The 22,042-nt window shown below is 61.9% G+C and carries 16 protein-coding genes; 14 read left to right on the top strand and 2 right to left on the bottom strand.

Annotation, left to right across the window (positions count from 1 at the left end):
• Positions 1 to 79: 79 nt before the first annotated feature.
• The 6 genes from EPZ47_RS29795 (at position 80) to nudK (ending at position 6,479) form a co-directional block, all read left to right on the top strand.
• The gene (locus tag EPZ47_RS29795; RefSeq protein WP_135847913.1) at positions 80 to 1,051 is read left to right on the top strand and encodes a tripartite tricarboxylate transporter substrate binding protein; all 972 of its coding nucleotides are present in this window, start codon (positions 80 to 82) and stop codon (positions 1,049 to 1,051) included.
• A 75-nt stretch (positions 1,052 to 1,126) separates the two neighbouring features.
• A complete protein-coding gene (locus EPZ47_RS29790; protein WP_135847912.1) occupies positions 1,127 to 1,600 on the top strand; it encodes a tripartite tricarboxylate transporter TctB family protein in 474 nt (157 codons plus the stop codon).
• 9 nt (positions 1,601 to 1,609) lie between these two features.
• Positions 1,610 to 3,130 (top strand): tripartite tricarboxylate transporter permease, encoded by a 1,521-nt coding sequence (locus EPZ47_RS29785; protein WP_135847911.1) that lies wholly within the window; start codon positions 1,610 to 1,612, stop codon positions 3,128 to 3,130.
• A gap of 71 nt (positions 3,131 to 3,201) precedes the next feature.
• On the top strand, positions 3,202 to 4,359 hold the full coding sequence (locus EPZ47_RS29780; RefSeq protein ID WP_135847910.1) for an L-talarate/galactarate dehydratase: 1,158 nt from the start codon (positions 3,202 to 3,204) through the stop codon (positions 4,357 to 4,359).
• A 9-nt stretch (positions 4,360 to 4,368) separates the two neighbouring features.
• On the top strand, positions 4,369 to 5,805 hold the full coding sequence (locus EPZ47_RS29775; protein WP_135847909.1) for an FAD-binding oxidoreductase: 1,437 nt from the start codon (positions 4,369 to 4,371) through the stop codon (positions 5,803 to 5,805).
• An 80-nt stretch (positions 5,806 to 5,885) separates the two neighbouring features.
• Positions 5,886 to 6,479: a GDP-mannose pyrophosphatase NudK gene (gene nudK, locus EPZ47_RS29770; protein ID WP_135847908.1), complete on the top strand. Its 594-nt coding sequence runs from the start codon at positions 5,886 to 5,888 to the stop codon at positions 6,477 to 6,479.
• A gap of 67 nt (positions 6,480 to 6,546) precedes the next feature.
• Here the strand turns inward: nudK and EPZ47_RS29765 are convergent, their stop codons facing one another.
• Positions 6,547 to 8,757, bottom strand: coding sequence for an LTA synthase family protein (locus tag EPZ47_RS29765; protein ID WP_135847907.1), 2,211 nt, complete (start codon positions 8,755 to 8,757; stop codon positions 6,547 to 6,549).
• 333 nt (positions 8,758 to 9,090) lie between these two features.
• Here EPZ47_RS29765 and EPZ47_RS29760 point away from each other — a divergent pair, with 333 nt between their 5' ends.
• From EPZ47_RS29760 to EPZ47_RS29745, 4 genes are all read left to right on the top strand, one after another.
• Entirely contained in the window at positions 9,091 to 9,993 is a 903-nt protein-coding gene (locus EPZ47_RS29760) for a LysR family transcriptional regulator (protein ID WP_135847906.1), read from the top strand.
• Between the two features lie 125 nt (positions 9,994 to 10,118).
• Positions 10,119 to 10,745: a glutathione S-transferase family protein gene (locus EPZ47_RS29755; RefSeq protein ID WP_135847905.1), complete on the top strand. Its 627-nt coding sequence runs from the start codon at positions 10,119 to 10,121 to the stop codon at positions 10,743 to 10,745.
• A gap of 196 nt (positions 10,746 to 10,941) precedes the next feature.
• Positions 10,942 to 12,135 (top strand): DUF3142 domain-containing protein, encoded by a 1,194-nt coding sequence (locus tag EPZ47_RS29750; RefSeq protein WP_135847904.1) that lies wholly within the window; start codon positions 10,942 to 10,944, stop codon positions 12,133 to 12,135.
• Positions 12,122 to 14,272 (top strand): hypothetical protein, encoded by a 2,151-nt coding sequence (locus EPZ47_RS29745; RefSeq protein WP_135847903.1) that lies wholly within the window; start codon positions 12,122 to 12,124, stop codon positions 14,270 to 14,272. Before EPZ47_RS29750 ends, EPZ47_RS29745 begins: the two co-directional genes overlap by 14 nt.
• Positions 14,273 to 14,410: 138 nt before the next feature.
• Here EPZ47_RS29745 and lpdA read toward each other — a convergent pair whose 3' ends face one another.
• Positions 14,411 to 15,811 (bottom strand): dihydrolipoyl dehydrogenase, encoded by a 1,401-nt coding sequence (gene lpdA, locus EPZ47_RS29740; RefSeq protein WP_135847902.1) that lies wholly within the window; start codon positions 15,809 to 15,811, stop codon positions 14,411 to 14,413.
• A gap of 221 nt (positions 15,812 to 16,032) precedes the next feature.
• On the opposite strand from lpdA, the gene EPZ47_RS29735 reads away from it, so the two are divergent.
• The 4 genes from EPZ47_RS29735 to EPZ47_RS29720 are packed head-to-tail and all read left to right on the top strand — an operon-like array spanning position 16,033 to position 21,978.
• Positions 16,033 to 17,994 carry a protease modulator HflK gene (locus EPZ47_RS29735; RefSeq protein WP_135847901.1) on the top strand — a complete coding sequence of 654 codons (1,962 nt, stop codon included), beginning with the start codon at positions 16,033 to 16,035 and terminating at the stop codon, positions 17,992 to 17,994.
• On the top strand, positions 17,991 to 19,028 hold the full coding sequence (gene hflC, locus EPZ47_RS29730) for a protease modulator HflC (protein WP_135847900.1): 1,038 nt from the start codon (positions 17,991 to 17,993) through the stop codon (positions 19,026 to 19,028). Before EPZ47_RS29735 ends, hflC begins: the two co-directional genes overlap by 4 nt.
• Complete coding sequence (hflK, locus tag EPZ47_RS29725) at positions 19,025 to 20,077, top strand: protease modulator HflK (RefSeq protein WP_135847899.1); 1,053 nt, start codon at positions 19,025 to 19,027, stop codon at positions 20,075 to 20,077. The genes hflC and hflK overlap by 4 nt, the downstream gene beginning before the upstream one ends.
• On the top strand, positions 20,074 to 21,978 hold the full coding sequence (locus tag EPZ47_RS29720; RefSeq protein ID WP_135847898.1) for a heavy metal translocating P-type ATPase: 1,905 nt from the start codon (positions 20,074 to 20,076) through the stop codon (positions 21,976 to 21,978). The genes hflK and EPZ47_RS29720 overlap by 4 nt, the downstream gene beginning before the upstream one ends.
• The last annotated feature ends 64 nt before the right edge of the window (positions 21,979 to 22,042 follow it).

Below are 22,042 nucleotides of genomic sequence, written 5' to 3'. Positions count from 1 at the left end.
CGCCAGCCGTTAGCGCTGGGCGTGTTCGTTTCCTGCTCAACTCAATCCCACAATGAATGGCTGCATCCGGAGAACAATAATGAAGAAAACACTCTGCGCCTCTTTGATCGCCTCTTTTCTGAGCCTGACCGCTGGCACAGCAATGGCTGCCGACGCCAGCGCCTGGCCAAGCCGTCCAGTGCAGGTGGTGGTGATTGCCAATGCCGGCGGTGACACCGATTTCAATGCACGAATGATGGCCAAGTACTTCACCAAGCTCACCGGAAAATCCATGGTGGTGACCAATATGGCCGGTGGGGGCGGGACGATTGCCGCCGATGCGGTCAAGAGCGCGGCGCCGGACGGCAATACCATCCTGTTCACCCATACCGGCCAATTGATCGTCAATGAGGTCGCGGGGCTGTCGGAGGATCGCTTTGATGCCTTTGATATCTCCTGCATCGCCGGCGTCGACAAAGGCGCGGTGTTCGTCTCGGCGAAAAGCTCGGGCATCGACAGCCTCGACCAACTGATTGAAAAAGCCAAGGCCAAGCCCGGCACCATCACCTACGGCACCGAGATGGGCAACTTCTCTCACCTGCAGGGCCTGATGTTCGAGAAGCTCGCCGGCGTGAAACTGAAAATGGTCGACAGCGGCACGGTGTCCGAAAAAATCGTCGCCTTGCTGGGCAAGCGCATTGACCTCGGTGCCATCAGCTATGGCTCGGTCCAGGATTACATTTCCAGCGGCAAGATGACTGCCCTGGGCCAGCCCAACGCTGAGCGCAATGCGCTGCTGGGCGACGTCAAGACCTTCAAGGAGCAAGGCGTGGACCTGATCCTGGACAAGCCTTACGTCGTCGCCTTCCCGAAAGGCACGGACCCGGCCATCGTCAAGAAAATGGCCGACACCATGAAGAAAATCACCGAAGAGCCGGAATATGCCGAGGAATTGAAGAAGTCATTCAAACAGCCGGTCAGCTTCCAGGGCTCCGAAGAAGCCATCGCCACGTTGAATAAAACCCGCGACAGCTTCATGCAGTTCAAGGACGAGATGCGTAAAGCCAAATAATTTACGTAACGGCTCGGGTGTGCGTCGCGTTGGCAAGCACCCGATCGCCAGTCCTTTCCAGCAAGAGGAGCCTGCATGGATTCCTATAAAAGAAACGAGCTGTTATCCGGCCTGGCCATGTTCGGTGCCGGCGTGGCTTATCTGGTATTGACCTTGAACCTGCCGCGTCGCGGTTTCGTCGATGCCGCGTTTGTGCCCTGGGTACTCGCCGTCGCGTTGTGCCTGTTGGGGGCTTTACAGCTGTGGGCGTGGCGAAAGCTGCCGGATAAACGTGGCGAACCCGCCGAAAAAACCGAGTCGATCGACTATCCAACGGTCTTTAAATCCCTGGCGTTGGTGCTGCTTTTCACGGCGCTGCTGGAGACCGTGGGTTTCGTGATCATGACGGTGCTTTATCTCTATGCCCAGTTCATCGTACTGACCCCTGCGGAACAAAAGGTCAAGCACCTCCAATACGCGCTGATAGCGGTCGTTTCGGCTGTCGTGATCTTTTACATCTTTCGCCATGGCTTCGACTTGCTCCTGCCTGTCGGCTTATTGGATTTCTAGGGGACGGCCATGATTGAACTCATGCAAACAGGCTTCGCGGCCGTACTTACACCCTACGTCTTTCTCCTGATCACCCTCGGCGTTGCGGTGGGGATCGTTTTTGGTGCGGTGCCCGGGCTCTCGGCCACCATGGCTATTGCGCTGTGCTTGCCGTTGACATACTCGATGGGGCCCGGCCCGGGCCTGGCGCTGCTGGTCGCGCTGTTTGTCGGTGCTACCTCGGGAGGGCTGATATCGGCGATATTGCTCAACATACCGGGAACGCCGGCCTCCATCGCCACGACATTCGATGGTTGGCCGCTGATGAAACAAGGCCATGGCGTCAAGGCTCTTGGGATTGGCGTGGTGTTCTCGTTTCTTGGCACGATTTTCAGTATCGCCGCGCTGATGTTCATCGCCCCGATCCTGGCGGAACTGGCCCTGAGTTTTGGCCCGCACGAATACTTTTCCATCGCGATTTTCTCGCTGACGTTGATCGCCACGCTGTCTACCGGCTCGCTGGTCAAAGGCTTGTTTGCCGGTGCCCTGGGCTTTGCCTTTTCCACCGTGGGGATTGCGCCGGTCGAGGCCATTCGCCGCTTTACCTTCGACCTGCCGAGCCTCAATGGCGGCTTCGCCATGCTCACCGTCATGATCGGTATGTTTGCGGTCGCCGAAGTGCTGAAGTTTGCTGAGAGTGCGCGCCTGAGCCACCGGGCCAAACCACAGCACGTCAGCATGAAAGGCGTGAAAGGTTTCGGTTTTTCGATGAAGGAGTTTGTCGGCCAGTTGCCCAACGCCACTCGTTCCTCCCTGATCGGCCTGGGCATCGGTATCCTGCCCGGCATCGGTGCCGGTACTTCGAATATCGTCTCTTACATCGTGGCGAAGAAACGGTCCAAGACGCCTGAGGAGTTCGGCAAAGGGAAGATTGACGGTGTGGTGGCCAGCGAGACGGCAAACAATGCCGGCATCGGTGGCGCGATGATTCCATTGCTGACGCTGGGCATTCCCGGCGATACCACCACGGCAGTCATGCTCGGTGGCTTCATGATCCACGGCATCCAGCCCGGGCCTCTGCTGTTCATCAGCCAGGCACCGCTGGTCTACACGATTTTCGCCGCGCTGATCCTCGCTTCCGTGCTGATGCTGGTGCTCGAGTTCTACGGCTTGCGCATGTTCATCAAGTTGCTGGCGGTGCCCAAGCACATTCTGCTGCCAATCATCCTGGTGCTCTGTGTGGTCGGGGCCTTCGGCCTGAACAGCCGGATTTTCGATGTCTGGGCGGTGTTGCTGTTTGGCTTGCTGGGATACGGGTTCGTAAAAGCCGGTTTGCCGATTGCACCGTTCATCATCGGTTTCATCCTGGGCCCCATGGCTGAAACCAACTTGCGTCGTGGCTTGATGCTGTCCGATGGGAACTTCGGCGGCTTCTTGACCAATCCAATCTCAGCCGGCTTTCTCATCCTGGCCGCCGCTTCCATCTCCTGGCACCTGGTGACAGTGATCCGTCACAAGAAGAGCGCTGCCATTGAACTGATGCGCAGCTGATTCAGCTCAACCCATGGGTTTGGCTGGCGCAACGCAATCTTGCGCTGCGCCAGTCGAACTGGAGGATAGCCATGCCAAGCCCGACCCCTCTTCCGTCAGCCGACGACGACCGCATCAGTTGGGTCCGCATCGCGTCGGTATTTCTACCGCTGGCCAACCCCATCAGCGATGCCAAGGTACTCACGGGCCGGCAGAAACCGATGACTGAAATCGCCATCCTGCTGGTGGAAATTGAAACCAGAGATGGCCACAGAGGCCTGGGTTTCAGTTATTCCAAGCGCGCCGGTGGGCCCGGGCAATTTGCCCATGCCCGGGAAATCGGCCCCACGCTCATCGGGGAAAACCCCAGCGATATTTCAAAGCTCTGGGACAAGCTCTGCTGGGCTGGCGCCTCGGTGGGGCGCAGCGGTCTGGCGACACAAGCCATTGGCGCCTTCGATGTCGCCTTGTGGGACCTGAAGGCCAAGCGTGCCAACCTGTCCCTGGCCCGTCTGCTCGGCGCCCATCGTGATTCGGTCCAGTGCTACAACACCTCCGGCGGGTTCCTGCACACGCCGCTCGATCAGTTAATGATCAATACCGATATCTCCCGGGAGAAGGGCATCGGCGGGATCAAGCTCAAGGTCGGCCAGCCAGACCAGGCGCTGGATCTGCACCGTGTCAGCAGTATTCGCAAACACCTGGGCGATGCCTTCCCGCTGATGGTCGATGCCAACCAGCAATGGGACCGGCCCACGGCGCAGCGCATGTGCCGCCATCTGGAGCAGTACAACCTGGTCTGGATCGAGGAACCGCTCGATTGCTATGACGCCGAAGGCCATGCCGCCCTCGCTGGGCAATTCGACACGCCCATCGCCACCGGTGAAATGCTCACCAGCGTTGCCGAGCATTGGGAATTCATCAAGTTGCGTGCCGCCGATTATCTGATGCCCGATGCGCCGCGGGTGGGGGGCATCACGCCCTATCTGAAGGTCCAGGCATTGGCCGAGCAAGCGGGGCTGATGATCGCCCCGCACTTCGCCATGGAACTGCACATCCATTTGGCCGCTACCTATAGTCGCGAGCCTTGGGTCGAGCATTTCGAATGGTTGGAACCGTTGTTCAACGAGCGCATGCAAACCCGGGATGGACGGATGCTGGTGCCGACCCGGCCAGGGCTCGGCCTGTCGCTCAGCGAGCAAGTCGCCGGTTGGACTGCGCAACAGGTTGAGATCGGCCAGCGTGCTTGAGGAGATACGATGTCGTCGCCGTTGAGTCATGAATTGATCGAAAGCATCGAGCGCCTGGTGGGCCCTGCCGGGCTGGTGCGCGATCCCGAGCTCATGCAGGGCTACCTGACCGATTGGCGCAACGCTTACCAAGGCCTGGCTGCGTTAGTGGTGCGCCCGGCCAGCACTGAGGCGTTGGCGGCGGTGGTGCGGCTCTGCCATGACGCCGGGGTGGCGCTGGTGCCCCAGGGCGGCAACACCGGGCTGTGCGGTGGTTCGATCCCGGACGCCTCGGGTCGGCAGGTGGTGCTGTCCTTGAGCCGGATGAAGCGCATCCGTGAAATCGACTTGGCCAATGAAACCATTACGGTCGAGGCCGGGGTGATTCTGCAACATTTGCAAGAAGCCGCCAGCCAGGCAGGCCGACTGTTCCCGCTGTCGCTGGGGGCTGAGGGCAGTTGCACGGTGGGCGGCAACCTGGCCACCAATGCCGGGGGGACGGCGGTACTGCGCTACGGCAACATGCGGGAGCTGACCCTGGGTCTTGAAGTGGTGCTGCCCGACGGACGCATCTGGAACGGCTTGCGAGGCCTGCGTAAAGACAACACCGGCTACGACCTCAAACATCTGTTCATCGGTTCGGAGGGTACCCTGGGCATTATTACGGCGGCGGTGCTCAAGCTGTTTCCGGCGACCCACAGCACGGCAACCGCCTGGGTGGCGCTGCCTTCTGCGCAGGCGGCTGTGGACCTGATCGGCCATGTTCGCAGCCTGTGCGCTGATCGTTTGACAGGCTTCGAGATGATGTCACGCCAGAGCCTGGCGTTCGTTCTGGAGCATGTTGCCGGTTGCAGTGACCCGCTGGACACGCCGCATCCGTGGTACGCCTTGATCGAATTGCGCGACACGGTGCCTGACGCGCCGTTGACCCAGTTGCTTGAAAGCGGCCTGAGTCATGCCTTCGAACAGGGTTGGGTGATCGATGCCGTGATCGCCAGCAGCCAGGCGCAGGCCGCCGCGCTGTGGGCCCTGCGCGAGGGCATTTCCGAAGCACAAAACCATGAAGGCCCCAGTCTCAAGCATGACATCAGCGTGCCCGTCAGCCGGATCCCGGAATTCATCGAACGCACGGACCGCGCGTTACAACAAGATTTCCCCGGTGTGCGCATCGTTTCTTATGGCCACATGGGCGATGGCAACCTGCATTACAACATCAGCAAGCCAGTCGGCCATGGGGACGCCCCGTTCAAGGCCCAGGAGAGGGCGATCATGCAAGTGATCTACCGGATGACGAGTGCCTTCAATGGCAGCATCAGTGCCGAACATGGCCTGGGGCAGGCCAAGCCGGCCGCTGCGGCCCAGTTCAAGGACCCGCTGGAGATCGAGCTGATGCGTGCCATCAAACGCACTCTGGACCCCGCCGGTTTAATGAATCCCGGCAAAGTGTTTGCCAGCGGGCTGGAGTGATCGAACCGGCCTCTGCTAACCTGCCTGAGCTCATGGCAGGCCGTCCTGCCGCTTTCTGATAGCAGACTTGGAATGGCTGAATGACGCAGGCAAACACCAAGGATCGGGTACGCATCAAGCACGTCGAAGTTCTCTCGGACGACTGGTACGTGCTGCGCAAAACCACCTATGACTACCTCGGCCGCAACGGCCAATGGCGCGAGCTGACCCGCGAGACCTATGACCGGGGCAACGGCGCCACCATCCTGCTGTACAGCAAAGTCAAGCAAACCGTGGTGTTGACCCGGCAATTTCGTTTCCCGGCTTTCGTCAACGGGCACGATGGCTTGCTGATCGAAACCTGCGCCGGCCTGCTGGACAACGACGACCCGCACACCTGCATTCGCAAGGAAACCCAGGAAGAAACCGGCTATATCGTCCAGGACGTGCGCAAGGTATTCGAAGCCTTCATGAGCCCGGGCTCGGTGACTGAGCGGGTGCATTTTTTCGTCGGCGAATACTTCGATGAAGACAAACGGCACGAAGGCGGCGGGCTTGAAGCGGAGGGCGAGGAGATCGAGGTGCTGGAGCTGCCGCTCGACCAAGCCTTGGGCATGATCGAAAGCGGGGAGATTTGCGACGGCAAGACCATCATGCTGTTGCAATACGCCAAGTTGCATCGGTTGCTGGATTAGCCACCGGCGATCCAGGCCCTGAGCGGATAAAACGCGCAGCCGTATCCAGCGACTGCGCGTTTTTCGTTTAGCTGGACTGGGCCTCGCTGTCGTCCTGCATGTCGTCCAGGTATTCCGGCTGGTCGGTCTGGTCCGGCAGTTCGGTCACGACGCTGAAGTCGCTGATCTCGACGGCGCCCACTCCGTGACCAAGCAAATGAAAGGAAAACGCCTTGCGCGGTTGCGGGTTGTCGAAACGGATGTTCATCACCAGTGGCTGCCCGGGGGTTACCGCCACGTCTGTGGGCAGGTCCATCGGCACATCCTGCTCGAACTCCTTGGCCTTGAGGGAAATATAGGCGGCATGGTCTGCCTCCACGGCGCGGATGGTCAGGCTGACGCGGGTCTGTGAGCCCTTGGGCATTTCCAGGTATTGAGCGCCGATCAGGTTGTCGGTCCAGTCATTGGTGACCTGGGCTGGCAGTGGGATTTTATCGGCGCTGCCAAACTGATAATGCTGGTTCAGGGGCGTGTGTAGCAGGGTCTGGTCGAGGGCCGTGGCCCGGGCGCTGATCAGTCGGGCTCGCTGGCCGCTGTATTGTCCGCCGTAGCTGGCACGGTCGGCGATGAAGCCTGGGCTGCTGTAGTAGCGGCAGTTCTGCAGGAAATCGCACTCGGTGAATGTGCCCTTGCCGTCGTGGTAGCGCAGCTTGCCGTTGGTGAACGACATGATTTCCCGGCCTGTCGGGTAGTCCCGGAACAGCGAGCGACCGGACAACGACGTGGGCACCGCGAAGCCGAAGTAATCGAGGATCGAGGCGGTCAGGTCGACATGGCCGTAGGTCCCTGACTTGATCCTCGGTAATGGTTCCGGCGCCAGCGTCAAATTGAACCCCCAGGACGACGCCAGGCGCACATCGTCGATGCCATGGGACTCATCCGAGGTGATGACCACCAGGGTGTTTTCCAGAATGCCCTGGCGTTCCAGGCCCGTCAGGAAACTCTCCAGCGCGTCGTCCAGGTAACCCACGGCGGCCTGCTTGGCGGTGTCGTAGCGTTGCAAGTAGTCATCCGGCGCGGAGTACGGCTGGTGGGTACCCACGGTCAGCAGGGTGAGCATCCAGGGCTTGTCTGCCTGTTGCAGCTGCCCGACGTAGTCCAGGGCGCCTTCGAAGAAGGTCTTGTCGTCCTTGCCCCAGGGGAATTCCAGGTAGGCCGGTCGGGTGAACCAGTCCATGCCCAGGGTCGTGTCGAAGCCAATGTGCGGCATGATCCGGTCCTTGGCCATGAACCGCAGGCCCGCACCTTGGAGGAAGTGGGTGGAGAAGCCGTTCTGGCGCAACTGGGCCGGCAGGCACGCCTGGTTGCGCTGGGTCTGGTTGAGCATTTCGACGCCTTTGGGCGTGCCATCGTTGAGCTTGTCGTAGTCGCCACACAGCATCGCGTACAGGCCGCGGATGGTCTGGTGACTGTGCAGGACGTAATCGGGTGTGTTCATGCCGCGCTCGGCCCAGGCACTGAGGTGCGGCATCAGGTTTTCTTGGTAGCGGCTGTTCAAGGCCTGGCGGTTGGCGCTCAGGTAGGCGCCAGGAATGCCTTCGAGGGCGATGACCAGGACGTTGCGCGCGCGGCCCGGCGCGGCCAGCAGTTTTTGTCCCTCCAGGTCCAGCCGGGTAAGGCCCTGCATGGGCGGGACCGGCTCCACGACATCGCCTTCGAGCCATTGCTGGGCCTGTTCCTGGCCAGCCACGATACCCGCCGTGACGAGTTGATGGGGCAGGTTGAACAGATTCCATTGGTCCGCCTCACTGGGCCGCCAGGATTGCACGGCGCTGTGCACCAGCAAGAGCAACACCGGCAACGTCCAGGCGTGGCGAGGCAGGCGTGGTGCCAGGCGCGGACGGCTGGTCCATTGGACCATCAGCCAGAATGCCAGCGCGATCAACTGGATTGCGGCCAGCCAGGGATGGGCGAAGCCGCCGCTGGTGGAATTTTCAACGAACTGCGGGTCGATCAGGTAATGCACATCCGAGGGGCTGGGCATTCGCCCGACAGCGCTGACCAACTCGATACTGGCCAGCGTCAGCGCACTCCAGGCCAGCATTACAGGTAGCGCGAGCCACCAGGGACGACGGTAAAGCAACGCGATCAGTAACCCACCGATGCCCAGATCCGACAGATAGCCTTGCGGATCGGACCAGCCCAGCACCAGACGCAGCAGCATCGGGATCAGTAATACGCATCCGGCCAGGGCGATAAGGGAAGCGAGGGGATGGTTTAAATGGCGGTAAACGTTCACAAATACAGGCCTTTAGGTTGAAGCCAATCCATTGAACAACACACATAACCCTGTGGGACCGGGCTTGCTCGCGAAGGCGGCATGTCAGTCAGCATCATCACCGGCTGATACACCACCTTCGCGGGCAAGCCCGCTCCCACAAGGGTTTTCTCGCAGTCATTAAACTGTCACAAAAATGGATGGTAACAAGCGCAGCCGCCAACGGCCGGGTCCATGTCCCGGTGTTCGGCTGCGCTGCGCTGTGGTTCACTGGTTCAGGCCTCTACAGCGGCCGTATGGCGCGGCTTTGAGACGCGCAGAAAACTTGTATCAGGATTTCTCATCGGGGGATGGATGGACAGGTTTCAGGAAATGCAGGTTTTTGTCGCCGTGGCTCAGGAGTCGGGGTTTTCAGCGGCGGCGCGGCGCCTCGGCCTGTCGGCGGCCAGCGTCACGCGAGCCGTGGCGGGGTTGGAGCAACGTATCGGTACGCCGTTGCTGGTACGTACCACGCGCAACGTGTACCTGAGCGAAGCCGGCCAGCGCTTTCTCGAGGACAGTCGGCGGATCCTTTCCGATTTGCAGGAAGCCGAGGATTCGGCGGCCGGCAGCCACGTCCAACCTCGAGGGCAACTGACGATTACGGCGCCGGTGCTGTTCGGTCAGTTGTTCGTCACACCGGTGCTGGTCGATTACCTGCAGCAGTTTCCCGAGGTCAGCATCAACGCCTTGCTGCTCGATCGTACAGTCAGCATGGTCGAGGAGGGCATCGACGTTGCGGTGCGCATTGGCGAGTTGCCAGACAGCAACCAGCACGCCGTCCGCGTGGGTGAGGTGCGGCGGGTGGTCTGCGGCTCCCCTGGTTTTTTCGCACGCCACGGCCGGCCCAAGCATCCGCAGGATCTGGAACGAATGCCGGTGGTGGCGTCATCGGCCATCGGCCAGATCAAAAGCTGGACCTTCGTCGAGGCAGGCCAGCCGTTGGCGGTCCGGCCTGTGCCACGCCTGGTGGTGACGGCCAACCAGGCCGCGATCACCGCCGCCTGCCAAGGGCTGGGAATGACACGAATCCTGGCTTATCAAGTGGCGAGCAATGTCGCTGCCGGTGAGTTGGAAATCGTCCTGGCGGATTTCGAACTGCCGCCTCTACCGATCCATGTGGTCTATCAGGGTGGGCGCAATGCGCCGGCGCGGGTTCGCAGTTTTGTCGATTTCACCGTCCGCGCATTACGCGAACATCCGGCTTTGAGCAGCTGAGGAATTGTTGCGCTGGATGAAACAATGGATTGCACTTGTGGGTGATTCTCTTGTTTTCAGCTAGAGAGGAGGATGACTCCATCGACGCCGTTCTGCTAATGGCGTCATTTCCAGCGGAGTCGACCATGAACCCTATCAAGCTCTACCACTTCCCGCTTTCTGGCCATGCACACCGTGTCCAACTGATGCTTTCGTTGCTCGAACTGCCTGTCGAAATGGTCTTCGTCGACCTGGCCAAAGGCGCGCACAAACAGGCGGATTTTCTTGCCCTCAATGCGTTTGGCCAAGTGCCGGTGATTGACGATGACGGTCTGGTGCTGGCCGACTCCAACGCCATCCTGGTGTACTTGGCGCACAAATATGGCAAGGGCCGCTGGCTGCCAACCGATCCGATCGGTGCCGCCCAGGTGCAGCGCTGGTTGTCGGTGGCGGCTGGGCCGATCCACTCGGGGCCGGCCACGGCGCGACTGATCACCGTGTTCGGCGCGCCCTACAACGCCGAGGACGTGATTGCCCGCTCCCACAGCCTGTTGAAAGTCATTGATCAAGAATTGAGCAACCGTGCTTATCTGGCAGGCGACGCTGCGACGATTGCCGACGTCGCGGGCTACAGCTACATCGCCCATGCACCGGAGGGCAACGTGTCGCTGGAGGACTACGTTCATGTGCGCGCCTGGTTGGCGCGAATCGAAGCCTTGCCAGGGTTCGTGGGCATGCCGCGTACCGCTGTCGGCCTGCAAAGATCCGCCTGAGCAGATGCAGCTGAGGTCTTGATGACCATCGGCCAATAACCTGAAGTTCTCCACCCTGTGGGAGCGGGCTTGCTCGCGAAAGCGCTGTATCAGTCAGCAAAGATGCTGCTGATCCAAAGCTATCGCGAGCAAGCTCGCTCCCACAGTCATGTGCAACGCGTTAATCTGCGAAGCTTTTACGGGGTGGTGAGGTTTCATGACTTTTCTTGTCCGGCTCTCGCTGGCGCTCGCCTTGTTGCTTTTGAGCGGCTGCGAACAGCCGCCAATGCCATCCCTCGATCAACAACTCTATGTCTGGCAACGCCAATGGACGCCGGCCCACGAACCGGCGTTGCGTCAGAGCCATGGCGACTTTTCCCGTCTGCGGGTGTTGGCACTGCAGGCTTTTCCCGGGGCTGGCTGGAGCCGCGCGCGGATTGATTCGGTCATGCTCAAGGCGGATGGTCGACCGCTGATTGCCGTGATTCGCCTGGACGGTCAGCTCAAATCCCTGGACCAGGACGAGGTGATCACGCAGATCCAGCAACTGTTGAGTGACTGGCAAGCCCAGGGTCTGGCTCCGGTGGGGGTGGAAATCGACCATGACGCCGGTAACGCACGCTTGCCGGCCTACGGGGCATTTCTGGCCCGGCTGCGGCAGGCCTTGCCGGCCACCCTGGGATTGAGCATCACGGCGCTGCCGGCCTGGCTCGACAGCCCCGCGTTGCCGGGGCTGTTGCAGACGGTGGACAGTAGCGTGTTACAGGTTCACGCGGTGAGCGATCCGCGCCAGGGACTGTTCGATCCGGAGCAGGCCCGGCGCTGGGCTGAGCGTTGGAGCGGCGTTACCACTCGGCCGTTCTATCTGGCCCTGCCGGCCTACGGTGTGGCGCTGCTGACCCAGGAGAGCGGGGCGCCGGTGGTGGAGAGCGAAGTGCCGATCGATCGAGGTGGCGAGCGTCGCGAGCTGTTGGCCGATCCGCAACAAGTGGCCGGTCTTGCGGCGCAGCTGCGCACCGAACCACCGAAACACCTGGCCGGGTTGATCTGGTTTCGTCTGCCGTTGGCGGGTGACCGGCGTGCCTGGAGCCTGACCACCCTCGGCGCTGTCGCTCGGGGTGACAGCCTGGACAGTCGCCTGGCGTTGCAGGTGGGGGAACACGAAGGTCTGTACGATATCCGACTGATGAATCAGGGCAATCTTGACAGCCCTTGGCCCCAGCGCCTGACGCTTGCCGTCGGCGCGTGTGACGGCGTCGATGCCTTGGCTGGTTACACGTTGCAACAAACCCCTGGACTGCTTACCTTCACCCGCATTCAGGAAGGCCGCCTGGCCGCCGGTGCCCAGCGGGCAATCGGCTGGGCGCGCTGTACAAAAATTGACCAAGGAGGTTTCAATGTCTACCCGTAAGTGGCCTCGCCATCTGCTCTGTCTGAGCCTCAGCCTGCCGCTGGGACAGGCACTGGCCTGCGGGCCGGATTTTCCGATGCGCCTGCTGGATAACCGCGCGCAATCACTGTCCGAATTGCCCGAAGGCAGCTTCCGCTTCGAGGTCAGCCGCCTCGGCCGAGCGATTGCCGGGCTCAAGCCGGCCACCGATGCGACGCGCAACCCGGATTACAGCTATGACGATATGGCTTCTTACGTCGAACAACGCAGCAAGGCTGAACAGATTGGCCTGACCCCGCCGCAGCAAGCGGTGGTGGAGCGTTTGCGGGCGCTGACCGATGTCGAGCAGGTTGTCACCGAAGCGGCCAACCTGCCTGCCGAGCTGCGGCTGTACGCGATTGGCGCGGCGGCTTTTAACGCCGGTGAGCATCAGCGGGCAGCCGAATCGTTCCAGCAGTTGCTGGCGTTGCCGGCTGATCAGCGCCCGTTGCGTAGCACCTGGGCCGCGTATTCCCTGGGGCGGGCCTTGTTTGCCCTGAGCACCGAGGCCGGTGGCGGCGAACCCGCAGCGTTGCAGCAGCAGGCTCGGGAAGCGTTCCGCCAGGCCCGCGAGCTAAGCGTTGCCGGCTTCAGCGATCCGCTGGAACTGGGTATCGCCAGTCTCGGCGAAGAAGCCCGGGTGGCCTATACCGTTGATGATTGGAACAGCGCTGTCGAACTGTATGCGACTCAGTCCCTGCAAGGCTCCCAGGTCGGTTACAGCTCGTTGCTGCAACTGGCGGGCGACCTGAGTATCCAGCCGGATGAACGCTTGAGCCAATTGCTCAAAACCCCGGCGGTGCAGCGATTGGTGACCGCGTATTTGCTCAGCCGCGTCGGCTGGTGGGACGGTGAGGAGCCGTCGGGTGAGAAAAGGCTCTTCACGCTGTTGCAAGCCAACGCCCAGGGCAACCTGGAAGATGCCGACCGTTTGGCGGCGGTGAGTTATCAGCACGGCGATTACACCGGCGCCAAGGCCTTTGTGGAGAAGGCCCCCGACACAGGTTTGGCCTGGTGGGTGCGGGCCAAACTGGCGCTGCGCGACGGGGACAAAGTCGCCGCGGCGGCGGCTTATGCCAAAGCGGCCCAGGCGTTTCCGAAGGATGAGTCCTGGGGCAGTCGACGTACACCGGATTGGGATTTCGAGTCGGTGCAGCCCAAGTGCCGGGTCGAAGGCGAAAGTGCGATCCTGGCCTTGCAACGGGGTGACTACCTGCAAGCCTTCGATCAGCTTTATCGCGGCCAGGCCAACTATTGGTACGACGCTGCCTTGGTTGCCGAGCGTGTGCTGACGGTGGATGAGCTGAAACAATACGTCGACGCGCAAGTCCCTGCGCCACCGGCATTGAGCCAACAAGATCGCGACAACTACGTGCCACTGCCGGTGGCCGCGAGCCTGCGCAACCTGCTGGGTCGTCGCTTGCTCAGGGAAGGGCGCTACGATGAGGCTCCGGCGTATTTCGACAACGCTGACCTGCAGAATAAAGCCCGTGCTTATGGACAATTGCGCCAGGATGCCGAGTCCAAGTGGTGGCCAACCGGGCGGGCCGAGGCGTATTTCAATGCGTCCTGGATGGCCCGCAAATGGGGCATGGAACTGCTCGGCTACGAGATGGCGCCGGATTACGCCAGCCTGGGGGGCAGCTATAGCCTGGAACCCGTTGAGCTGAAGATCGGGCCGCTGGTGGCTGAAGGTGAAGTGCAACGCCAGCAGGCCAGCGCCGCGCAACCGGACGTGCGTTACCACTATCGGTTTGTCGCCACGGCGCTGGCCAGCCAGGCGGCAGATAACTTGCCCCATACCAGCCAGGCGTTTGCGGCCGTACTGTGCAAAGCGGTCGGTTACAACTCAAGCCTGGAAGAGCAAAGCGCGTTGTATCAGCGGTACGTGAAGGAAGGCCCCTACGTGGAGTGGGCCGGGGATTTCGGTCATCAATGCCAGGAGCCGGATTTCCGCACCGCGAACAAACGCTACGTCACCCAGGCCCTGGAGCCGATTCGCTCGACGCTGCGACCTTACAAGGGGTGGCTGCAAGTGGGTGGTTTGGTGCTGGTGGCAGCGGTGGTGTTGGGGTTGATCAGCCGTCGCCAGCGCAAGGCACGGATGGCTGCCAACTAGGCTGAAGATGTAACTGTGGGAGCGGGCTTGCTCGCGATGGCGCAGGGTCAGCTTGCTTCGATGTTGGATGTGCTGCCGTCTTCGCGAGCAAGCTCGCTCCCACAGGGTCAGGTGTGATTAGCCAATAGAGAACACCCTCTACATCTGTGTCGCCATCCCCTCCACGTTCATCGCCGCCTGGCGCAACGCCTCCGAACGGGTGGGGTGTGGATGGCAGGTCAGGGCTATGTCCTCGGCCGAGGCGCTGAATTCCATGGCCACGCAGTATTCGCCGATCATCTCACTGACGCTCTGGCCCACAAGATGCACCCCGAGGATTTCGTCGGTGCGCTCATCGGCCAGGACTTTGGCGAAACCCTCGGTCTCGTGGTTGATCTTCGCCCGGCTGTTGGCCGTGAATGGAAACTTCCCAACTTTGTAGGCGCGGCCTTCAGCCTTGAGTTGTTCTTCGGTCTTGCCGACGCTGGCCAGTTCCGGACGGGTGTAGATGACGCTGGGGATCAGCGCGTAGTTGACCTCGGCGGCCTTGCCGGCGATCTGTTCGATGCAGGCCATGGCTTCGTCTTCGGCTTTGTGGGCCAGCATCGGCCCGGACGTCACGTCGCCGATCACCCAAATGCCGGGCGCTTCGGTGCGATGGCCTTGGTTGGCCAGCAGGCCGCGTTTATCGGTGCTCAGCCCGACGTTCTCCAGACCCAGCCCTCGGGTATAGGGCCGCCGGCCAATGGCGACCAGCACGTAATCGGCGTCCAGGGTCAGCGCTTCGCCGCCCGCCGCGGGTTCAATCTGCAATTGCACACCGCTGGCCGACGAAACGGCGCCCGTGACTTTGGAACTCAGCTTGAATTGGATGCCCTGTTTTCCCAGGGCTCGCTGCAGGGTTTTGCCGGCCTCGCCATCCCCGCCCGGGCAGATGCGATCAAGGTATTCCACCACCGTCACCTCGGCGCCCAGGCGCCGCCAGACCGAACCCAGCTCCAGGCCGATGACGCCTGCGCCAATCACCACCAGATGCCGGGGCACTTCACTCAGGGACAATGCGCCGGTGGAGTCCAGGATGCGCTGGTTATCAATCTCGACACCTGGCAGCGGTGTGGGTTCGGAGCCGGTGGCGATGACGATGTCCTTGGCACTCAGTTCGGTCTTGCCGCCGTCTTCGCCGGTGACGGTCACTTTGCCCGGCCCGTCGATGTGGCCCCAGCCCTTGATCCAGTCGACTTTGTTCTTGCGGAACAGAAACTCGATGCCCTTGGTCAGGCCCGCCACGCTTTCGTCTTTCTGCTTCATCATTTGCGCAAGGTTGAGGCTGGGTTTGACGTCGATGCCCAAGTTGGCGAACTCTGCCCCCATGGCTGCTTCGTATAATTCCGAGGCATGGAGCAACGCTTTGGAGGGCATGCAGCCGACGTTCAGGCAGGTGCCACCCAGGGTCGCACGGCCTTCGACACAGGCGGCCTTCAACCCCAGCTGCCCGGCGCGAATCGCCGCGTTATAGCCGCCGGGCCCGCCGCCCAGAATGATTACGTCATAGTTGCTCATCGCTGTTCTCCCGCTTGGCCAGATAAAAAATTATGAGCGTAATATGAGCGTTCCCGAAGATTTAGGTCAAGGCTTTAGTCAAGGGGTAGGCGCAGGGGGCGTCATGAAGAATTCAAAACAGAAATTTCACAGTAATCGTTATAAGGTAACGACATATAACGGAGCGGCGGTGGCGTCTGTCCACGGGCCCGGATTCTGATCGCCACAAGCGCTGGGGTGGTATGCAAGTCGATCTTGATGTCGAGGGGGCAGCGGTTGCCGAGTGGCCGCGCTTTCAGCGGGCGTTGTTTCAGGGGCGTCGCTTGAAGCGAATCGCCTACGCGCTGGCTGGTCTGGCAGGCCTGGGATGGGGGCTGGCGCTTTTCATCGGGCTGTTTTCGCCGCAATCACTTTGGCCGGCGTTGCTGGTCAGCCAGAGTGCGGGTTTACTGGTACTGGTGGCGGGTTTGCAGTCGGCCTGGTGGATCACGCAATGGCGGGGCAGGGCACTGCGGCCGGCTGTGGATATCTCTACTCCCGCAGACGAGCCTGTTGATAACTTGGGTTGGTATGAGCGGCTGCTCGAGCGAATCGGCGCGCGCTGGGTCGGCCTGCTGAAGCAGATCGGCGCATCCACCTTGTGGCTGGCCGGTTGGTCAGTGATGGTATTGCTGAGTCTGGAGCAAGCCTGGAACCTGCAATTACCTGGCGCTGCCCTTGGCGTGTCCGCCAGTGTGGGCGCGGTGCTTTCTTTGTTGCTGGCGTTTGGGTTGCTGGTGTTCGAACGTCAATTGGCCCAGCAGCCTGGCGTGGAGTGGCCGGAAGCATCGTCGCTGGCGCAGTTGACGCGGGTGGCGATCATCGTGCTGGTGCTCGGTGCCTTGTGCTTGTTGTTCGCCGCAGAAACGTCGCTCTGGCCGGTGCGCCTGGCGGTGCTGATCGGATTATTGCCAGGGTTGGTGGCGGTGGAGTTGTTACTGCGCGCGCTGCTGTCGTTGTTCAGCCCACGCCGGGATTCCCTGGAGCCGACCCTGTTGGGGCGCAGCGTCGTCGCGGACCTGTTGCGCTGGCCGCCGCAACCGTTATTGGCTTTGCAGCATGAGCTGCACAACCGTTTTGGTATCGACCTGCGGCAGATCTGGGCTTTCAGTTACATGCGTCGGGCCTTCTTACCGGTGTTGGCGCTGGTATCGCTGGTGGGTTGGCTGCTGACAGGCGTGCATGAAGTGCCGCTGCAGGAGCGCGGTATTTATGAGCGCTTCGGTAAGCCGGTGGAGGTTTTCGCCCCGGGTCTGCACGCCGGCTTACCCTGGCCTTGGGGCAGGGTGCTGAGCGTCGAGAACGGTGTCGTGCATGAACTGGCCACCAGCGGCGCTGCTAACCGGGCGCCCACCGAGGCTGAGCCGGCTGAGGGGCCGGCCCCGGCGATTGCCAATCGGCTGTGGGACGCCAGCCATGTGAACGATAAATCCCAAGTCATCGCCAGCCGTCGTGCCGACCAGCAGAGCTTCCAGATCGTCAACATGGACGTGCGTTTCGTCTATCGCATCGGCTTGACTGATGCAGCGGCGCTGGCGGCGACCTACAACAGCGCCGATGTGCCGACGCTGATTCGCAGCACCGCCAGCCGCGTCCTGGTGCATGAGTTTGCCTCGCGCACGCTGGACGGTTTGCTGGGCGCGGACCGTGTCAGGCTGGCCGATGAAATCGGCCGTGCCGTGCAGGCCGACTTGCAGTCGCTCGACAGTGGTGTGGAAATTCTGGCGACAGTGGTCGAAGCGATTCACCCGCCGGCCGGAGCGGCCAATGCTTACCACGGCGTGCAAGCGGCGCAGATCGGCGCCCAGGCAATGATTGCCCGGGAGCGCGGCGCGGCGGCGGAGCAGACCAACCAGGCGCAACTGCAAGCCAGCGTCGCCCATGACCAGGCCAAAGCCTCCGCCCGGGAAATCAACGCCACCGCCCAGGCCGCCGACTTGCGCTTCAGCGCCGAGCGCAAAGCCTACGCGACGGCCGGCCACGCATTTGTGTTGGAGCAATACCTCAGCCAACTGAGCCAGGGCCTCGGCAATGCCAGATTGCTGATTCTCGATCATCGCCTGGGCGGCAGCGGCAACGCGCCGACCATCGATCTGCGTACCTTCACGCTGCCGGCAGACCCCGTGTCGCCGCGTAACCCTGTCCAGCCAGGAGCTGCCCATTGAGCCAGTCCTCTTCACACGATCACCACGACCACGCCGGTCACGATCATGCTCATGCCGGCCACCACCATGGGCATCATCACCATCACGGCGATCCGCAGCACGCCGGGCCGTTCCCCTGGCGGCGGATGGGTTGGGCGACGTTGCTGGTGGCGTTTGCCGTGGCAGCCGCCAGCCTGGTGCAAGTGCGGTCGGGAGAGGGCACGGTCATCACCCGTTTCGGCAACCCGGCAAGGGTGCTGTTGCAACCGGGCCTGGGCTGGCGTTGGCCGGCACCGTTCGAAGCGGCGATCCCGGTGGACTTGAGATTGCGCACCACTTCCAGCGGTCTACAGGACGTCGGCACACGCGACGGCTTGCGGATTATCGTTCAGGCGTACGTGGCGTGGCAGGTCCAGGGCGACCCGGACAATGTGCAGCGTTTCATGCGTGCGGTGCAGAACCAACCGGATGAAGCTGCCCGGCAGATCCGCACCTTTGTCGGTTCGGCGCTGGAAACCACGGCTGCCAGTTTCGACTTGGCAAACCTGGTCAACACTGACGCCAGCCAGGTGCGCATCGCCGATTTCGAAGCGCAATTGCGTCAGCAGATAGATCAACAGTTGCTCACCACCTACGGAGTGCGCGTGCTGCAAGTCGGTATTGAGCGCTTGACCTTGCCGTCGGTGACGCTGACTGCGACGGTGGATCGCATGCGTGCCGAGCGCGAAACCATCGCCACCGAGCGAACGGCGATCGGCAGGCGCGAAGCGGCGCAAATTCGTTCTGCTGCAGAGCGTGATGCGCGAATTCTACAGGCCGATGCCACGGTGAAAGCCGCCGATATCGAAGCGCAGTCCCGGGTGGAGGCTGCCGAGATTTACGGCAGGGCATATGCCGGCTCACCTCAGCTCTACAACCTGTTGCGCTCGCTGGATACGTTGGGAACCATTGTTTCGCCGGGTACGAAATTGATTCTGCGCACCGACGCCGCGCCCTTCCGGGTGTTGGTAGAAGGCCCGCCTGTCGTGGAACCCAAGGGTGGAACACAACCATGAGTTTGGTTCCACGTGGAACAAACGGCTTATCCAGTCCATGGATTCAGGCAGGACGTTTGGCTTTTCTGGCGTTGTACGCGGTCACGGTTCTGGCGGCGTTGGCCTGGGCGTTTTCCAACGTGCGGCAGATCGATCCGCAGAGCCGTGCGGTAGTCCTGCATTTTGGTGCCATGGATCGAATCCAGAATGCCGGCCTTCTATTGGCATGGCCTCGTCCCGTGGAACAAGTGATCCTGCTGCCAGCGGCGGATCGGGTGCTTGAGCGTCGAGTGGAATACCTGCTGCGTTCGGATGCGGCTTTGCAGGCGGATCGCGTCGCCAGTTTTGCCACGCCGGTCAGCGATGCGTTAGCCGGTTCTGGTTATTTATTGACCGGTGACGCCGGTGTAGTGCAACTGGATGTGCGACTCTTCTACAAAGTAACCGACCCCTACGCCTTCGTTTTACAAGGCGAACATGTATTGCCGGCGTTGGATCGACTGGCGACTCGCAGTGCCGTGGCCCTTACCGCCGCCCGGGACTTGGACACCATTCTGGTGGCGCGCCCTGAACTGATGGGCAGTGACAACCAGGCCGCCGAGCGCCGTGAGCGCTTGCGCGGCGATCTGGTGCAAGGTATCAACCGACGCCTGGCCGATCTGGCTGCAACCGGGCAGGGCCTGGGCATTGAAGTGGTGCGGGTCGACGTGCAGTCGAGCCTCCCAGGGTCCGCGGTGAGTGCATTCAACGCGGTACTGACCGCCAGCCAACAGGCCGACAAGGCCATTGCCAATGCCCGAACCGAGGCTGAAAAATTGACCCAGAGCGCCCGCCAGGACGCCGACCGTGCGGTGCAAGTCGCCCATGCCCAGGCCAGTGAGCGGCTCGCCAAGGCGTCGGCCGATACCGCCACAGTGCTCGGCCTGGCAAAGGCCCAAGGCACCGATCCGCAAATGCTGTTGCGCCTTTATCGTGAGCGCATGCCCGCTATCCTTCGTCAGGCCGGCTCGGTGACAACGGTCGATCCGAAGGACGATTCCCGCCTGATCATTCAGGGAGCCGAACAATGACCGCTCAATCCGCCGTGGTGCCGATGTTGTCTGGCGCCGAACAACGCACAGCCGCCCGCCAACTGACCTTGGCGATGCTCGCCCTTGGGCTGCTCGCCTTGGGCCTGGTGTGGCGCGGTTGGTCGCAGGAGCAGGGCGGTGTCAGTCAACTGCTGCTGGGATCCGCCTCGCTGCTGGTGGCAGTGCCGGTGATGCGTTCGGCCTGGTACAGCCTGCGTTATCCGAGCCTGCACGGGATCACCGATCAACTGATTGCCCTGGCGATGCTTGGCGCCTGGGCCACGGGTGATCTACTGACGGCAGCGCTGCTGCCAATCATCATGATCTTCGGCCATGTGCTGGAGGAGCGCAGCGTCATTGGTTCCCAGGAAGCGATTCATGCCCTTGGCCAACTGACCCGCAGCCTGGGCCGCAAGGTGCTGGCTGACGGTACGATCGTCGAGGTCGATAACGGCACGCTCCGGCCCGGTGATGTGGTGGAGGTGCGCGCCGGTGACCGGGTGCCGGCCGATGGTCGCGTGTTGTCCGGTCAGGCCAGCCTCGACACCGCGCCCATCACCGGCGAATCGGTGCCACTGGAGGCCGTGGTCGGCACCGAAGTCTTTGGTGGCGCGATCAATCTTGATGGGCTGTTGCGTCTGGAGGTGACCCGCACCGGCAATGAGTCAACCCTGGGCAAGGTCATTGCCCTGATGCAAAACGCCGAACGCTCCAAGCCGCCCATCACCCGGTTGCTGGAACGCTACGCCGGCAGTTATCTGGTGCTGGTGTTGCTGCTGGCGGCGGTGACCTGGTTTGTCACTAACGACTCTCAGGCGATGCTCGCCGTATTGGTGGCGGCGTGCCCTTGCGCGTTGGTGCTGTCGGCGCCGGCGACGGCCATTGCCGGGATCGCGGTGGCGGCGCGCCACGGGATCCTGATCCGCAGTTCGGCCTTTCTGGAAGAACTGGCGGACCTGACGTCGTTGGTCGTCGACAAGACCGGCACCCTGACGTACGGCGCCCTGCGCCTGCAATCTATCAAAAGTGCCCACGACGATCACGCGCCTTTACTCGCATTGGCCGCCAGCCTCGGTTCGGCCAGCAGCCATCCGGTCAGCCGTGCATTGGCGGGACTGGTGGAGCAGGAAAATTGCCTGCCGCTGAGCGATATCCGAGAGCGCCAGGGCCTGGGTGTGGTGGCGATGACCGGGCAGGGCGAAGCGGCGCTTGGTCGGCCAGAGTTGTTTACTCAGTTGGGCATCGAAACCCCAGCAGTCCCCAACCATGATGGCCCGATTGCCGGGTTGGCCCTGGATGGAAAATTTCTCGCCTGGCTGCTGCTGGCTGACAGCGTCAAGCCGGAAGCACGGATTGCCATGGCTGAACTACGGGAACTGGGCCTTGGGCGTCAGTTGCTGCTGACCGGTGACCGCCAGAGCGTGGCCAACACCTTGGCGCAGGACATCGGCCTCGGCGACGTACAGGCCCAGGCCTTGCCGGAAGATAAACTCAAGCGTGTGATGGCCGAAATCGACCACGGGTTCCGGCCAATGGTGGTGGGCGATGGGATCAACGATTCCCTGGCGCTCAAGGCTGGCGTAGTGGGTGTCGCGATGGGCGCCGGTGGTGCAGATATTGCCCTCGCATCGGCGGACATCGTGTTGATTGGCAGCGATCTGCGACGTCTCGGTACCTGCGTTCGGCTCAGTCGCCAATGCAGGCGTACGCTGCAAGTCAACGTGATCATCGGCTTGGGCTGGACCCTGGCAATTGTTGCCTTCGCGGCGTTCGGTTGGCTCGGTGCGGCGGGGGCGATGATCGCGGCGTTGCTGCATAATTTGAGCACGTTGCTGGTGTTGGGGAATGCCGGGCGCTTGCTGCGGTTTCAAGAGCCGTTGCTGAAGATTCGGGATGAATAGGCCGTTTGGGCATGTTGGCGAACTGTGGGCCATACTCATAGTCAGCTAGGGAAGAGGGCGAACC

Source organism: Pseudomonas viciae, assembly GCF_004786035.1.
Lineage (GTDB): Bacteria > Pseudomonadota > Gammaproteobacteria > Pseudomonadales > Pseudomonadaceae > Aquipseudomonas > Aquipseudomonas viciae.
The sequence above is the reverse complement of the archived record's forward strand: the minus strand, read 5'-3'. Positions and strand labels throughout refer to the sequence as shown.

Excerpts from the sequence above, each read along its gene's own strand:
- EPZ47_RS29795 (WP_135847913.1), top strand. The coding sequence starts at position 80 with ATGAAGAAAACACTCTGCGCCTCTTTGATCGCCTCTTTTCTGAGCCTG.
- EPZ47_RS29790 (WP_135847912.1), top strand. The coding sequence starts at position 1,127 with ATGGATTCCTATAAAAGAAACGAGCTGTTATCCGGCCTGGCCATGTTC.
- EPZ47_RS29785 (WP_135847911.1), top strand. The coding sequence starts at position 1,610 with ATGATTGAACTCATGCAAACAGGCTTCGCGGCCGTACTTACACCCTAC.
- EPZ47_RS29780 (WP_135847910.1), top strand. The coding sequence starts at position 3,202 with ATGCCAAGCCCGACCCCTCTTCCGTCAGCCGACGACGACCGCATCAGT.
- EPZ47_RS29775 (WP_135847909.1), top strand. The coding sequence starts at position 4,369 with ATGTCGTCGCCGTTGAGTCATGAATTGATCGAAAGCATCGAGCGCCTG.
- nudK (WP_135847908.1), top strand. The coding sequence starts at position 5,886 with ATGACGCAGGCAAACACCAAGGATCGGGTACGCATCAAGCACGTCGAA.
- EPZ47_RS29760 (WP_135847906.1), top strand. The coding sequence starts at position 9,091 with ATGGACAGGTTTCAGGAAATGCAGGTTTTTGTCGCCGTGGCTCAGGAG.
- EPZ47_RS29755 (WP_135847905.1), top strand. The coding sequence starts at position 10,119 with ATGAACCCTATCAAGCTCTACCACTTCCCGCTTTCTGGCCATGCACAC.
- EPZ47_RS29750 (WP_135847904.1), top strand. The coding sequence starts at position 10,942 with ATGACTTTTCTTGTCCGGCTCTCGCTGGCGCTCGCCTTGTTGCTTTTG.
- EPZ47_RS29745 (WP_135847903.1), top strand. The coding sequence starts at position 12,122 with ATGTCTACCCGTAAGTGGCCTCGCCATCTGCTCTGTCTGAGCCTCAGC.
- lpdA (WP_135847902.1), bottom strand. The coding sequence starts at position 15,811 with ATGAGCAACTATGACGTAATCATTCTGGGCGGCGGGCCCGGCGGCTAT.
- EPZ47_RS29735 (WP_135847901.1), top strand. The coding sequence starts at position 16,033 with ATGCAAGTCGATCTTGATGTCGAGGGGGCAGCGGTTGCCGAGTGGCCG.
- hflK (WP_135847899.1), top strand. The coding sequence starts at position 19,025 with ATGAGTTTGGTTCCACGTGGAACAAACGGCTTATCCAGTCCATGGATT.
- EPZ47_RS29720 (WP_135847898.1), top strand. The coding sequence starts at position 20,074 with ATGACCGCTCAATCCGCCGTGGTGCCGATGTTGTCTGGCGCCGAACAA.